At 46.5% G+C, this 13,264-nt stretch carries 12 protein-coding genes and 1 pseudogene; 3 read left to right on the plus strand and 10 right to left on the minus strand.

The window, feature by feature from the left end; all coding sequences use genetic code 11:
* The 5 genes and pseudogenes from ACN6MW_RS13455 to ACN6MW_RS13475 all read right to left on the minus strand — a co-directional run bounded on the left by ACN6MW_RS13455 (position 1) and on the right by ACN6MW_RS13475 (position 6,904).
* Positions 1–1,659 (minus strand): thiamine pyrophosphate-binding protein, encoded by a 1,659-nt coding sequence (locus ACN6MW_RS13455; protein ID WP_419875853.1) that lies wholly within the window; start codon positions 1,657–1,659, stop codon positions 1–3.
* Positions 1,656–4,481, minus strand: coding sequence for an EAL domain-containing protein (locus tag ACN6MW_RS13460; protein WP_419875854.1), 2,826 nt, complete (start codon positions 4,479–4,481; stop codon positions 1,656–1,658). Before ACN6MW_RS13460 ends, ACN6MW_RS13455 begins: the two co-directional genes overlap by 4 nt.
* 387 nt (positions 4,482–4,868) lie before the next feature.
* A pseudogene (locus ACN6MW_RS13465) lies at positions 4,869–5,317 on the minus strand (EVE domain-containing protein).
* A gap of 23 nt (positions 5,318–5,340) precedes the next feature.
* A complete protein-coding gene (locus ACN6MW_RS13470; protein ID WP_419875855.1) occupies positions 5,341–5,889 on the minus strand; it encodes a DinB family protein in 549 nt (182 codons plus the stop codon).
* A gap of 67 nt (positions 5,890–5,956) precedes the next feature.
* Positions 5,957–6,904, minus strand: a complete 948-nt coding sequence (locus tag ACN6MW_RS13475; protein WP_419875856.1) for a helix-turn-helix transcriptional regulator — start codon at positions 6,902–6,904, stop codon at positions 5,957–5,959.
* A gap of 174 nt (positions 6,905–7,078) precedes the next feature.
* Between ACN6MW_RS13475 and ACN6MW_RS13480 the strand changes: the two genes are divergently transcribed.
* Positions 7,079–7,927: a LysR family transcriptional regulator gene (locus ACN6MW_RS13480; RefSeq protein ID WP_419875857.1), complete on the plus strand. Its 849-nt coding sequence runs from the start codon at positions 7,079–7,081 to the stop codon at positions 7,925–7,927.
* Here ACN6MW_RS13480 and ACN6MW_RS13485 read toward each other — a convergent pair.
* On the minus strand, positions 7,924–8,577 hold the full coding sequence (locus tag ACN6MW_RS13485; RefSeq protein WP_419875858.1) for an NADPH-dependent F420 reductase: 654 nt from the start codon (positions 8,575–8,577) through the stop codon (positions 7,924–7,926). The genes ACN6MW_RS13480 and ACN6MW_RS13485 overlap by 4 nt on opposite strands.
* 368 nt (positions 8,578–8,945) lie before the next feature.
* Positions 8,946–9,224, minus strand: coding sequence for an alpha/beta-type small acid-soluble spore protein (locus ACN6MW_RS13490; RefSeq protein ID WP_419875859.1), 279 nt, complete (start codon positions 9,222–9,224; stop codon positions 8,946–8,948).
* Positions 9,225–9,710: 486 nt separating this feature from the next.
* Here ACN6MW_RS13490 and ACN6MW_RS13495 point away from each other — a divergent pair, with 486 nt between their 5' ends.
* Positions 9,711–9,992 (plus strand): hypothetical protein, encoded by a 282-nt coding sequence (locus ACN6MW_RS13495; protein ID WP_419875860.1) that lies wholly within the window; start codon positions 9,711–9,713, stop codon positions 9,990–9,992.
* Between the two features lie 110 nt (positions 9,993–10,102).
* Positions 10,103–10,384 carry a hypothetical protein gene (locus ACN6MW_RS13500; RefSeq protein WP_419875861.1) on the plus strand — a complete coding sequence of 94 codons (282 nt, stop codon included), beginning with the start codon at positions 10,103–10,105 and terminating at the stop codon, positions 10,382–10,384.
* 55 nt (positions 10,385–10,439) lie between these two features.
* On the opposite strand, the gene ACN6MW_RS13505 is transcribed toward ACN6MW_RS13500, so the two are convergent.
* The 3 genes from ACN6MW_RS13505 to ACN6MW_RS13515 form a co-directional block, all read right to left on the minus strand.
* Positions 10,440–10,901: an SRPBCC family protein gene (locus tag ACN6MW_RS13505; RefSeq protein WP_419875862.1), complete on the minus strand. Its 462-nt coding sequence runs from the start codon at positions 10,899–10,901 to the stop codon at positions 10,440–10,442.
* Between the two features lie 198 nt (positions 10,902–11,099).
* Complete coding sequence (gene araA, locus ACN6MW_RS13510; protein ID WP_419875863.1) at positions 11,100–12,524, minus strand: L-arabinose isomerase; 1,425 nt, start codon at positions 12,522–12,524, stop codon at positions 11,100–11,102.
* Between the two features lie 42 nt (positions 12,525–12,566).
* Positions 12,567–13,262: an L-ribulose-5-phosphate 4-epimerase gene (locus ACN6MW_RS13515; protein ID WP_419875864.1), complete on the minus strand. Its 696-nt coding sequence runs from the start codon at positions 13,260–13,262 to the stop codon at positions 12,567–12,569.
* Positions 13,263–13,264 lie beyond the last annotated feature (2 nt).

A 13,264-nucleotide genomic window follows, 5' to 3' on the forward strand; every position in this document is an offset into this window, starting at 1 on the left:
TTATTTGCCAAAAGAGGACAGGAATTTAACACGATCCCCCATTGGGGGGTTGTTGTTGTCTCTTAATGCCACCTCTAAAATAGCCGGTCCGTCTGCATTCAATAAACTAGCAATAATATCTGAACTAATTTCATCCATACCATTAACTCTAAAGCTTGGGATACGCATAGCCGCGGCCATCTCTGCAATATTCACCGACTCCTGTTCAAAGGAGGGATGGGTCCTCTTAAACTGCAACGAATGCCCGTGATAGACCATTCCCAAGCGTGCATTATTCATTACAACAAACAAAATAGGCAAGCCCTGTTCTTTGGCCGTTAAGATTTCCATACCGTGCATGAAGAAGCAGCCATCACCCGTAATACAGACAACGGGACGTTCGGGTTCAGCTAGTTTCGATCCGATGGCTGATCCAATCCCGACTCCCATTGCCCCAAAATGAACATTGATATTATAGGAATCGTAATCCAGCACCTTCATATGATGGATGACATACGCCATAAATTCACCGATATCGACCGTATAACGCGTATTAGAAGGCAGCAGCTTCTGAATATTCAGCAGAACATTCTTCGTGTTATACTCCTCCACGTCCTGAACGAGCGATTCGTTCCCTTCCATGGCATTTTCTTCAAAAGCAAGGTGGGCCGTTCCTCTTGATAATCCCAAGACCCTCAAATCCTCGATCATCATCAACAAGCTCAAATGGATATCGCCTAAAACCGGAATATCGATCTCATATTTACGGTTAAACACCGTCTGGTCAAAATCAAGCTGTACCGTGAAACGGTCCTTCGTAAGGTTTTGGTTATAGTTATTCGTAGCGGTTTCGCCCAAGCTCGAACCCACAACCAACAGCGCTTGACCGGCACCCTCGTTAATGAGATTCGACGCGGCTTCATGACCCGCAAATCCAAATACGCCGATAAGCAGCGGGTGGTTCTCCGGGATATATCCTTTGGCCTGCGGGGTTGTCACGATCGGCCAATTCAGCATTTCTGCCAGCTCGATTAAGGAATCCACGGCGCCTCTGACGCCTTGTCCAACGAGAATACAGCCGTCTTTCCTCTGCATTAACGCTTTGGCGGCGGCTTGAATGGTTTCGGGGTTAGGAATCATCGGCTTTCTTTCTTGCAAAACAGGGATGTCAGGATTTCCGACCTCGGCATGCTGCACGTCGATCGGAATCGCGATGTGGACGGGACCCGGTACGCCGGATATGGCAATTTGGCTTGCTTTAATGATTTCAGGAAGCAAATCCTTTGCCTCTTTCACAATAACGCTATACTTTGTAACGGTGCGAAAAACCGGCGCGGCGTCTAATTCTTGCGAGGCATTCAATCCCATGGTGTTTACAGGAACCGCGCCCGTCAAAAACAAGACAGGCAAATGCTCGCGCATCGCATTGGCCGCGCCGGTAACCAGGTTCGTTCCGCCCGGTCCGCTGCAGCCGATACTCACGCTCATTTGTCCCGTGTATTTGGCGTAAGCTGCAGCCATATAGGAGGCGGCTCCTTCATGCTTGGTTACAACCGGCTCAATTTCGGGCATATCGTATAGCGTATCAAAAAACGCGTTGACAGAGCCTGCCGGAATACCAAAAATATGCTTAACGCCGCTTCCTTTTAAAAATTCCAATACCGCGCGTGCTGCTTTCATGAAAGAATTCCCCCAAATCTAGAATTGTCACGATTCATTATAAAATCTAACGTTATATCTTCTGCCTTCATCGGTCGGCTAAAGTAATAACCCTGCATCAAATAACAATCTCTAGCTGATAAAAACTCTACATGCTGCTTGGTTTCGACGCCTTCGGCAATGACACTGAGATTTAAATTTTGAGCTAATGTAATAATGGTATTGGTAATTGCCGCATTATCATCATCGTTGTTCACATCCTGCAAGAAGGATTTATCGATCTTCAACGTGTCAATCGGCAAGCTTGTTAAGTAACCCAGCGATGAATAACCCGTCCCGAAATCATCCACCGCGATTTTAATGCCCAAGCCTTTTAATTCCTTCATCGTTTTTAGCGTTAGATCCTTATTCTTAATAATTAAGTTTTCGGTAAGCTCCAAATGTAAATATTCCGGAGACAAGCCTACTTCATCTAAAACGTCGGTTACCATTGCAAATAAATTGCTCTGTTCGAATTGACGGGCCGACAAATTAACCGCTACGCTTAATAAAGGGTATCCTTGGTCATGCCATTCCTTTAATTGCCTGCATGATTCTCTTAGAACCCACTCGCCTATCGGAATGATTAAGGCCGTTTCCTCGGCAATCGGAATAAATTGATCCGGCGCAATTAATCCTTTTTCCGGATGATTCCATCTCAGCAATGCCTCTACGCCCACGATTTGATGCGAGATGTAGTCGACTTGAGGCTGATAATGAATGACGAGCTCCCCGTGATCCAGAGCCCGGTATAAAGCATTCTCGAGCTTAACGCTTTCGAAGGTTCTCGTATCCATCCCTTCGCTAAAGAAATGATAGCTGTTGCCCGATATTTCTTTTGACTTGTACATCGCGGTATCCGCGTTTTTAATTAATGTCTCGGTCGTATCCCCGTTATCGGGAAACAGACTGATTCCAATGCTCGTCTTGATATAGATTTCGTTATCCAGCAATTGGAACGGCTCTCTAAAAGAATCTACAACAAGATGCACTACCTTCAACACTTCGTTTTCACACTTGATATTAGGCAAATAAATGGTGAACTCATCTCCGCCTTGCCGCGATACCGTCGCGCCCTTCGGCACACATAGACTGAGCCGCTTGGCCACATGCCGCAATAAATGATCGCCGAAGCTATGCCCCAATGAATCGTTGATCAATTTAAAGCGGTCTAAATCCAAGTACAGAACAGCGAGCTTCTCGTTATGGATTTGGGCATGGGTTATCCCTTGGCTAAGCCTGTCCTTCAAAAGGATCCGGTTCGGCAAATCGGTTAAACTATCAAAGTAAGCATGGTATTTTATTTCCGCCTCCATTTGCTTCCTTTGCGTGATATCTTTGAATGTGACAACTTCCCCGACAATCTCATCGCTTTCCTTTATTGAGGAAATAACGTATTCAACCGGAAAGCTGGAATTATCATGCCGGTAAAAATTTTGATCCTGGTCATACTGGCTCCAATTATTATTCATATTCGCTGGAGCTACGTTCTCACCCGCCCGGTTCTTTCCATTAAAAATAAGGCTTGCCGGTTGTCCGATCAATTCGCCTTTCGTGCGGTAGCCGAGCATGGAGACGCCTGCCGGATTGCAGAAGGTAATTTTCCGGTCAAGGTCTAAACCAAAAATGCCTTCTCCCGCCGAGTTTAGAATTAATTCCTTCTCCCGGCTAAGCTGCTGCAGCTCTGTGATCGCTTTTTGAAGCTCTTTATTTTTTACCGTGATCTCCGAGGTTCTCTCTTCGATAATGATTTCTTGCTTTTCCATATACAATAAGTTAGATAATGTCGAGGCCGTCGCATCCACAATGGATTGCGCAAGCTGCATCGTAGCGATCGAATAATCAAGTTTTCCATCCTCTAGATTAACGACCGGGATGACGCCTAGAACCTCGCCCATCGAAACCAGCGGGAGCATCAGCATGCCATTGATCCCAAAATTACGGCAGAGGTCATGGTTAGGCCTTTTATCTGCAAAGACATCCGGAATGAGAATTGCCTTTTTTGATTTGATGACTTCTTGGAACACCGCATCATTGCTCTCGTCTATCCTGATCTTTCCATGCGTCTTCATCCAGTCTTCTTCTGTCCAGTCACTGTCCTTGCTTAGCTTCGCAGGCCTGATCTGTCTTTCCGTTATTGGGTCTAACAAGTGAACGCCTATATTATAGTTGTTCAATACCTTCCCCAAGTAGAAAAAACAGCTGTCTAAGCTTTCATGCAGCGTGGAGCACATCGCCAAATCACGGGTGACGTCGAGCAGCAGCTGCTTCTCGGCAATAGAATTCTCTTTTTGCGTTAAGTTTCTTGCATTTTGTATCGCTACCGCTGCCATGTTCACATAAGCCTCGACCGTTTGAATTTCCGATTCTGTCAGGTTCATGGGAATGCCATAGTCAAATAAAAATACAAGACCGAATAATTCCTGCTCGAATGAGATAGGGAGAACGAGTAATGATTTAATATGAAATCCTTCTACTGCTCTGGGATCCGGCCGATTGTCCTTTGAAGTATCCGGAATATAGATTGTTTTTCTAGTGTCGATGACCTCTTTGGCCAGTAGGTCCATATCCGTATCAATGACATGCATATCCAGCGTCCATCCGTTGATGACCTGCGGTTTGCCCACATATCCTTTAAACGTTCCGTCCTCCTGCGGCAAATAAATGCCTACCGAATTACATCGTACGATTTCTTCGGATATGGCTGTCGTTACATGCTGCAATACATCACGCAGCTCCAGCTTTGTATTGATCAATTTGGTTAAATGCGCTAGACGAGAATATCTCATCTGTTCCTTAAACATGATCTGCCCCCCCTGCTCCCCAGTTAAAATCCTCAAGCATTCGTTACGCTCCTTGTACCTCTCTAGTCATGAATGAAATATTAATATTCTACAAAGTTCTACAATTAATATCGATATCCTTTTATTAAAGCATTATTTCTTGAGAAAGATTTTCAATATTATATTGCGAGTCAAAAATAAGGCACTAAACTTAGGAGAACGGTATAACATTTTCGCCTCCAAGACGGGAGTTTGCGGGATTAAACCGGGCTCTCGCAGTCAGATCGCAAGGGACAAATCTTACCTCGGCAGCTAAAAAAAATAGAGACCCAAAAGGGTCCCTATCCTTAAAAAAGCAGTTTTTTGTAAAATAAAAATTGTAATAATAAAACAATAAAGCATACATGCCTAGCTGTTTCCCTTATCATCCAGCATCGCGCGGGAAATCGTCAGAAAATCTTCCCGTTCAATCTGGAAATGACCGTAGCGAAAGGCATACCCCCAATTTCGTTTTCCTCTTGTGAAGCTGAGCTGATCCAACAGATCGGCAATCTTCACTTCCCGGCACTGTGAATAGTGAACATTTCGGCGAAAAGGCACAAAGGTATCGGACATCCGATATTCATAGACCTGCTCGTCCGCTACTTGCCAATAGCGGTGAAGGCTTGGAGCGGATTCCCTTTCGTCATATCCGTTCGCGGCGAGTAGTAGATCAGCCAATCGCCAGGACGCATCCTCCGTAAAGGCGCTGACTTCCCGTGGCAGAGCTGGGCGAATCCGCCCTGTGTCCCCCGCTCCACATGCGAAGCGGATACTACGCCGATCCAGTAGCGGCTATGCCCGCTGGTTGTATCCATCGGCATGGTTCCAATCTTCTCCTTTATTGTAGGATTTCATTGCTTTCTAACCACTTTTTTAAACGGTCCAACTGCAGGAGATGATGGCGGTAGTGCATTTCGATAAGCAAAAACCATTCTTTCGCATGCAGCCCGCCGAATCGCGGATGGGCGGCCGTATTTTGCGCAGATGCCTTTTCGAGCATCGGTTCGATCTCTTTCATCCGGCGGATCACAGCGTTCAAACCCTCGATCAGCTGGTCTTTGCTGTCCGGCTGCTGCGGCGTATATTGCGGGGAAGGCGGAACCTGAATACGGATGGGCGGAAAACCGCCTTGATCAAAAATAGCTGCGCCCTCTTTTGTTTTCTCCGCAGCAGAGGCAGCGGGATCCTCCCTTTGCGTCAAACATTGCTCCAGATTACGAAGGTGCATATATAGGGCCGAGTTAATAAGATGCTGATACATTTGTCCAAGCGACCACTCGTCATCGCTTGGCTTGCACTTCAACTGCTCCATGCTGAAGCACTCTAATTCTAGAAGATAACGATTCGCGATTTCTTCAAACTTCTGTAATGCTGTTGTGGTGTTCATGTCCTTCAAACAGCTCCTTTATACTTATCTAACCCCACTATACAAAAACGCTACTGACAACAGTATGTCAGTAGCGTTTTAACATTTTTTCAGCTTCGGCACGAACCCTATTCCGGAAAGACTCAGGCTCCAATACAACAACATCCGCTCCCCAGCCGAGGACCCAATGCAGTAATTCTTCAGGCTGTCGGACGCGAAAACTCACATGTAAGCCATTCTCATTCTCCTCTGCTGTATCCATGTAAAAGTTATTCGATTCCTTTATTTTATCCGCTATGTCAGGGTTTGCCTGAATGCATACGCGTATATTACGGTCATCAGGAGGCTTGTAATCATGCAAATGGAAATCGGACGGGATCTTATACCGATCCTCCAGAACGATAAGCTCCGTCATCCGCGACAAGCGGAAATGGCGAATTTCTTGCCTTAGATCACACCTTGCAATCAGGGTCCATGACCCTTGTTTAAGCACTAGCCCATAAGGCGCGGCAGAACGAACGCTTTGCCGGTTCCCATCGGTCCCGGGCATTCTTTTGGAATAACCGAATTCTACCTTCTGCTCCAATAATATAGCCTGCCGGATCGATTCGATGTACGTTTTCTCTCGTTCATTCGAAACATCTTCGCCCGGTTTGAGCAGCCGAATGGCCTTGCGTACCCGGGCTGCTTCGCTGCGGACACGTTCCGGCAGGATCGCTTCAATTTTGCTTCGTGAGGATTGCGCCTTCTTGCCATAGTCATTATCGAATTTTTGTTCGATAAAGTCCGTCCCAATGAGCAGCGTCACGGCTTCCTCCACGGTGAAGCTGATTGGCGGCAGAAAATAGCCTTCCATCAAGGAATAGCCCAAACCAGGTGCTCCTACCACCGGTACTCCCGCTTCGCTGAGCGCCTGGATATCCCGATAAATGGTCCTTACGCTCGTCTCAAAAACTGCCGCCAAATCCTCGGCCCGTATCATCTTCTTACGCTGCAGCTCTAGCACGATGGCTAACATCCGGTCTGTTTTGTTCATGCTGCTGCCTCCCCCCGAGAAAATATACTATTTCCATTCTATACTGAATAGGGAAAAATCGATATATTCCGCGTTGACTGCGCAGAGGGACAGGAGCAGGACGTATTTCTTGTACTTCCACATATTTCAATATATGATAAATGGCATACCACCTACCAGGGATGAGAGTGATTCGTGAATACGGAATTTTTAAAAGGATTTATGGAAACGGCGCGGACGAAAAGCATTTCGAAAGCAAGCGAAGCACTGCATATTTCGCATACCGCACTCAGCAAACAGCTGAGAAGCTTGGAGCAGCAGTTTGATGTACAGCTTTTTGTCCGCTCCTCTCATGGCGTTGAATTAACCGAAGCCGGGGAAGTCCTATATGAATCCTCAAGGGCATTGCTCGATCAGCTATCCGTGTTAACTAAGGCGCTGGAGCCCTATAAGGTATGGCAGCGGATCCGAATTGGAACGGTCCCGGATATCGCATCGCAGTATTTACTTCCTTCGCTGCACAAATTAGAGGAGCATGGCCATGATGTGGAATTGGTGTTCCGGCAATCCACGACCGAGGCATATAAGCTGTTGTTCGATGGGGAAGTGGATCTGCTCGTTGCCGAACGAATCTCCTTGCATCCATCCGTATGGATGGGGGATCTGCACCGGGAGCCTTTATTCGTGGTCATGCCGAAGCAGCATCCATTTGCAGCAAAAACAGCGGTCACACTGCTCGAATTAAGCAGCCAGCCCCTTGTTCTTTATGCTGAAGGTTGTACCATTCGGGCAAAATTGACTGATTTATTCGCGGCCGCGAGCCATCCCATGAATATAAAAACCGAGGTTAACTTCAAAGAAGTCATCCTCGGTTTTGTGGACAATGGCGGTGGACTCACGGTACTGCCCGAACCTTTCGTTAAGCCGTTATCATCAGATCGTTTAGTCAGCGTGCCGCTGAGCCATCCCGATGCCCAACGAACGATTGCCGTTTTTAGTACGAACCGGGCGAAAGGCCAGAAGATTTACCGGTTGCTAAGCTAATTGGCAGGCACGGCTTCCTTGATTCCAAATAATTGGAGCGAAATATACGGATAGGTGCCATAGCGGACAGCCAGCTCCAATTCCAAAAGCGTGAAACGTTCAATCGTACGATTATTGGCGAGTCTGCCCGCATGGAGAAAACGAAACGGGAGAGGCTCGAAGCGCTCAATGAACTGGCGAACAGCCTCTTCATCATCCCCGGTAACGAGCACATCGCTTTTTTGATCTTCAAATACCGGGTTCTCAAATACTTTGAAAAATGTATTTTTAAAGGCGCCGACTACTTTAGATTCCGGCAGTAAAGACTGGAGCCGTTCGGCGGAGGATTCACCCCATGCCGTAGTAAATCCGCTGAAGTCGTCGTTAAAAGGATTTGAGATATCAACGACTATTTTGTTTTTGATCTTTTCTTTATGGGCGGCTGCCCATTCTATCATTGCCGATGCGGGGAATGCAGGAATGATAATATCGGTCTGCAGCGCTTCCTCATAAGAGCCGGTTACGATCCCGTCCAATTGAAAGGTTTTCGCCAATTCCGCTGCTTCCGCCGGATTGCGTGTTCCCCAAAATACTTGGCCCCCTGCATACGCTGCTGCTTGTTTCACCAAAGCCTTCCCCATATTGCCTGTTCCTAGTACGCTGATTTTCATGATCATCACTCCTTCTCTGAATTGATTTCAGCTTATCAAAGAAGGGGATGCTGCAGAAGTTCTACAATTTCGTACCCATCCCACTTTTGGTTTCGGCCTATAATTTCCCCGCTAATCCTCCAAAAACGGTCTTGGAAGAAGATTTACCAGCTACCGGAATCCTTCCACTGGGATCAATACGAGCATTGGAGCGAGCTCGCCGATTTGATTGTTCAGTATACAAAGCATAAGTGAATATGGAATTGTAGGCTAGGTAAGCAGTTAGCGGTTGGTTCCTATCCAAGCAGAAGCCGTCCGAATCGGAAGTTTTGGATGACGAAAAAGCAGGGACATGTATCCCTGCTTTTTTTAATAATCCGGCTAAAAGCCTATTCTTGGTTCGATATACGATCCTGTGCAAGCCGAATCATCTCCCGAACCATCGAACCTCCAATTTTGCCGCCAATATGGCCGGCCGCTTCTGTCGTCAATCCGCCATTGTCGCCAGGGTTTAACGGGATACCCAGCTCCTTGGCCACCTCGTATTTTACATCATCCGGTCTATTCGGGTTAACGTCATAGCCTTCGCGTTTCATTACCTCTGCTTTGAATGCTTGCATGCCCTGTTCCGCTCCCGGTACAATGTACCTTCTTCTCCTCCTAGCCATTCTGATCACTCCTCCGTTTTTCCTATAGGTTGTCCAACCGCTGGCCAAAATACCCTGCAGTTTTCTATAGATCGCCGAGGAGAGAACCTGTCTGAACATTTTGGTCGTAATGCCCCCTTTCTTGCTTAAACATATTGCTGCGGCCCTCATGAATTCCAACACTCTTTTTCCAACATAAAGTTACAACACATTACTACATTAAGATCTCGATTTTTGTTTTAAATCCTTCAAACCATTCCAAATTATTCGCGTACAGCCCTTCATAGTATCTCGTTCGTGAAACATTAGAAAGTCAACACTATCAAGCTATTTCCTCCTATTGTCTGTTACTTTTAGAAGGGAACCAGACTCGATTACGGGCCGACATTTGGTCAAAATTTTTTGTCTAAATATTTTTATGTACTTGGTTTATAACTCGACAGAAATTCTATTACATGCTTGCTATAATCTAGTTAACTCTTAATATTAGGTGGGGGGAATAGTAGAATGGAAGCTATTTTATTGTTCATCTGGAATCTTATAATGGTAGTCAAACGGGATACTGCAAAACAGACTGATAAAGGTACACCCGCCTGTCTTGGCAAAGTCTATTCGTTTGAAGCGTACTTGATTAAGAAGCAATCGATATCCGTCTTGCCGGATAGGCAAAACAATATTGAGACGCTGGAGCCAAGCAGCCCCATACAGAAAAGCCCGCAGCGCAGCACGCGTACCGATTGGCAGATTTGGTGCGAGAATAATAGAATGCTATTCCAGAACTCCGCTTAACGTTCTCCGCTTGGGTAAGACCGCTCTAATTGTTGAATAACGCGACATATACTGTGATGTGTTGTTGGTGTATCGTGGTTAACCAATTTAAAACTGGGAGGAATGAAAATATGAAAACAATTTTCTTCTTTTTCTGGAATCTTATAATGGGAATTAAACGAGCCGTTAGCCAGCGGTTTGATAAGGATACAACATTTGATTTACCCTATTCGTTTCTAACCCCTATGTTAGGAAAACAACTGGCGGCCTCAGACCTGCCCGACGGGCAAAAGCTGCCTTCCAATAAGCTCCAACCATCCGTCTTTTTTCAGAAAGACCAGCAAAACCATCCGCGTGCCAAATGGCAGATTTCATGCGATAACAGTAGAATCTTATTCCAGAGTTCCGCTTGAGGAGCTAATCTTAGCGTAACTTTTTTTGGCCTTCAGTAGAACGGATTTCCTGCTTTCAAAAGCCGGGTTTTGCCTCTGCTTCAGCAACCTCTTTTACTTTCTCCAGAAATTTAATAACGACCTTTTCATTTGCGAAGATCATAAAAAGCTTCACATACCACTTCAATGCTTTATTGGTTGCAGTGTATCTTAGCTTTGTTTTCTGATCATTTACCCGATGCAATTCATATAAAGCTGTGATCTCAAAGCTGTTTGCCAACGTAAAACCAATCTTCACTCTCTTATCGTTCAAGTGATTTGAATATTCCAGCGTATGGACATCATATTCCTCGATGCGTTTGCCTTCTTTATACTTTTGACGGTAGACACTGCCGACAACTTCTTTCGTTATGATGACAGGTTTATTTTCCACCACTTGAGGCATAATCTTTTGCATTTGTTCTAACGAACCGTCTAGATACGACCATACATGGTCAATGGACGAATTTATCTCAATTTCACTTGACCATTGCTTCAATATATTTACCCCCTGTTTAGATCCCCGTAAAATCCATTCTACATGATTGATGAAAAATTGTAGACCGGAATGTTATATCAAATCTACGCTTTACCACAACTTGCAGCGAAAAAAAAAAGCGAAATGATCCAAAAACAAAAAGAAACCGTTTCTTGGTAAATGAATTAGCCATTTACGAAAGAAACGGTTGTTTTATAATTACTTAATAACGACGTATTCCAAGTTAACCAGCTTGGCGTAGGTTACGATTTGGTCTGTCGTCAGGTTCAAGGAAACGACGGTATGGTGGCCGCCACCATTCTCGATCCAAGCTTTCACTCCATCCTGGAAGTTCGGCTTCACAGTCCAGAGGACGCGAGCAACAGGAAGATTAGGAGCCGGAACCGTCGGCTCGAATGCGGAAACCTCGTTGATCAGCAATTTATAATGAGTGCCGAAGTCAGCCATGGATACAACGACGCCTTCGCCGGCTTTGCCGTCGAATACCAGACGCGCCGGATCTTCTTTACCGCCGATTCCGAGCGGGGAAACAATAATTTTCGGCTTGTTGCTTGCCAAGGACGGATCTACCTCGAGCATATGGGATTGCAGGATGGCTTCCTGACCGGCCGCCATCTCGTAGGTGTAATCCTCCATAAAGCCCGTGTTTTGATTGCGGCTCATCACCTTCAGCAAGCGATCGAGCGCGGCCGTCTTCCAGTCGCCCTCGCCGGCAAAGCCGTAGCCCTGCGCCATCAGACGTTGGACGGAAAGACCAGGAAGCTGTTTCATTCCATGCAAATCTTCGAAGTTCGTCGTGAAGGCATTATAACCTTTCTCGTCCAAGAAACGTTTGAGTGCGATTTCATAACTTGCTTGGACTCTGACGCTCGCTTCCCAGGCTTCTTTGTTGTTCGTGCCGTAATCGAATTCGTAGAGCTCCGCATATTGGCCCATCAGATCATCGATTTCCTGCTCCGTAACGGCATTCACGTATTGCACGAGGTCGCCGATGCCGTAATAGTCCACGGTCCATCCGAATTGGATTTGGGCCTCGACCTTGTCCCCGTCCGTTACGCCAACGTTGCGCATGTTGTCGCCGAAACGTGCCACTTTGATGTTGAAGCTTTCGTTATAAGCAACCGCTACGTCCATCCAATCCGCAATCTGCTGCTGCACTTCCGGACGTTCCCAGTAGCCTACGACGATTTTATTTTGTTTTTTCAAGCGGGCATTGATGAAGCCGTATTCGCGGTCGCCGTGAGCGGCTTGGTTCAGGTTCATGAAGTCCATGTCGATCGTTGCCCAAGGAATGCTTTCATTGAACTGGGTCGTCAAGTGAAGCAGAGGCTTCTGCAGCAATTTCGTACCGCGAATCCACATTTTCGCAGGCGAGAACGTATGCATCCACGTGATGACACCCGCTACTTCGTCACGATAGTTAACCTCTTTCATGATGCTTGTAATTTTATCCGCGCTTACAGCCAGGTCCTGCAAGACAAGCGTGTAAGGGAGCAAACCGCTATTATTCAAGGCATCTGTCATCGTCTGTGCATGAGCTTTTACTTCAGCCAGCGCTTCTTCCCCATACAGATTCTGCGAACCTACGACGAACCAAAACTGTTTATCTGCTGTTGTTGACATCTTAATCATCCTCTTTTCTGTATTTTATAATGGCTAAGGCTATTACTTCTGCCCGTAGTAGGCATCTTTCCCGTGTTTCCGAAGGTAGTGCTTATCCAGAATGCCTTGCGGCAGTTCTTTGGCAAAATTGTTCAATTGCCGCGCGTACAGATTCATTTTGCACACTTCCTCCAGCACGACGCTGTTCACGACCGCCGACTTCACGTCTTTCCCCCAAGTGAAAGGCGCATGTCCCTGGAGCAGGACGGCCGGGATCGCCATGATATCCAATCCGCGCTTCTCGAACGTTTCGATAATAACGTGACCCGTCTCCGCTTCGTATCCCCGGTCAACCTCCTCTTGGTTCAAGAACCGTGCGCAAGGCACGGCGCCATAGAAGGTGTCCGCATGCGTCGTTCCCATGACGGGTACATCGAGTCCCGCTTGCGCCCAGATGGTTGCCCAGGTCGAGTGAGTATGCACAATACCGCCAATTTGCGAATAGTGTTTGTACAACACGGCGTGAGTTGCGGTATCAGAGGAAGGTCTCATGTCTCCCTCGACCACATTACCATCGAGATCCACAACGACCATGTCGCTTGGTTTCATCTTTTCATAGCTAACTCCGCTCGGTTTGATCACGAACAGGCCGCTTTCCCGATCGATGGCGCTCGCATTGCCCCAAGTGAATTTCACTAGTCCATGCTTCGGCAAATCCAGATTCGCTTGATATACCTCTTCTTTCAGTTGTTCTAACAACG

Source organism: Pristimantibacillus sp. PTI5 (genome assembly GCF_048572955.1).
Lineage (GTDB): Bacteria > Bacillota > Bacilli > Paenibacillales > Paenibacillaceae > Pristimantibacillus.

Excerpts from the sequence above, each read along its gene's own strand:
- ACN6MW_RS13455 (WP_419875853.1), bottom strand. The coding sequence starts at position 1,659 with ATGAAAGCAGCACGCGCGGTATTGGAATTTTTAAAAGGAAGCGGCGTT.
- ACN6MW_RS13460 (WP_419875854.1), bottom strand. The coding sequence starts at position 4,481 with ATGTTTAAGGAACAGATGAGATATTCTCGTCTAGCGCATTTAACCAAA.
- ACN6MW_RS13470 (WP_419875855.1), bottom strand. The coding sequence starts at position 5,889 with ATGAACACCACAACAGCATTACAGAAGTTTGAAGAAATCGCGAATCGT.
- ACN6MW_RS13475 (WP_419875856.1), bottom strand. The coding sequence starts at position 6,904 with ATGAACAAAACAGACCGGATGTTAGCCATCGTGCTAGAGCTGCAGCGT.
- ACN6MW_RS13485 (WP_419875858.1), bottom strand. The coding sequence starts at position 8,577 with ATGAAAATCAGCGTACTAGGAACAGGCAATATGGGGAAGGCTTTGGTG.
- ACN6MW_RS13490 (WP_419875859.1), bottom strand. The coding sequence starts at position 9,224 with ATGGCTAGGAGGAGAAGAAGGTACATTGTACCGGGAGCGGAACAGGGC.
- ACN6MW_RS13495 (WP_419875860.1), top strand. The coding sequence starts at position 9,711 with ATGGAAGCTATTTTATTGTTCATCTGGAATCTTATAATGGTAGTCAAA.
- ACN6MW_RS13500 (WP_419875861.1), top strand. The coding sequence starts at position 10,103 with ATGAAAACAATTTTCTTCTTTTTCTGGAATCTTATAATGGGAATTAAA.
- araA (WP_419875863.1), bottom strand. The coding sequence starts at position 12,524 with ATGTCAACAACAGCAGATAAACAGTTTTGGTTCGTCGTAGGTTCGCAG.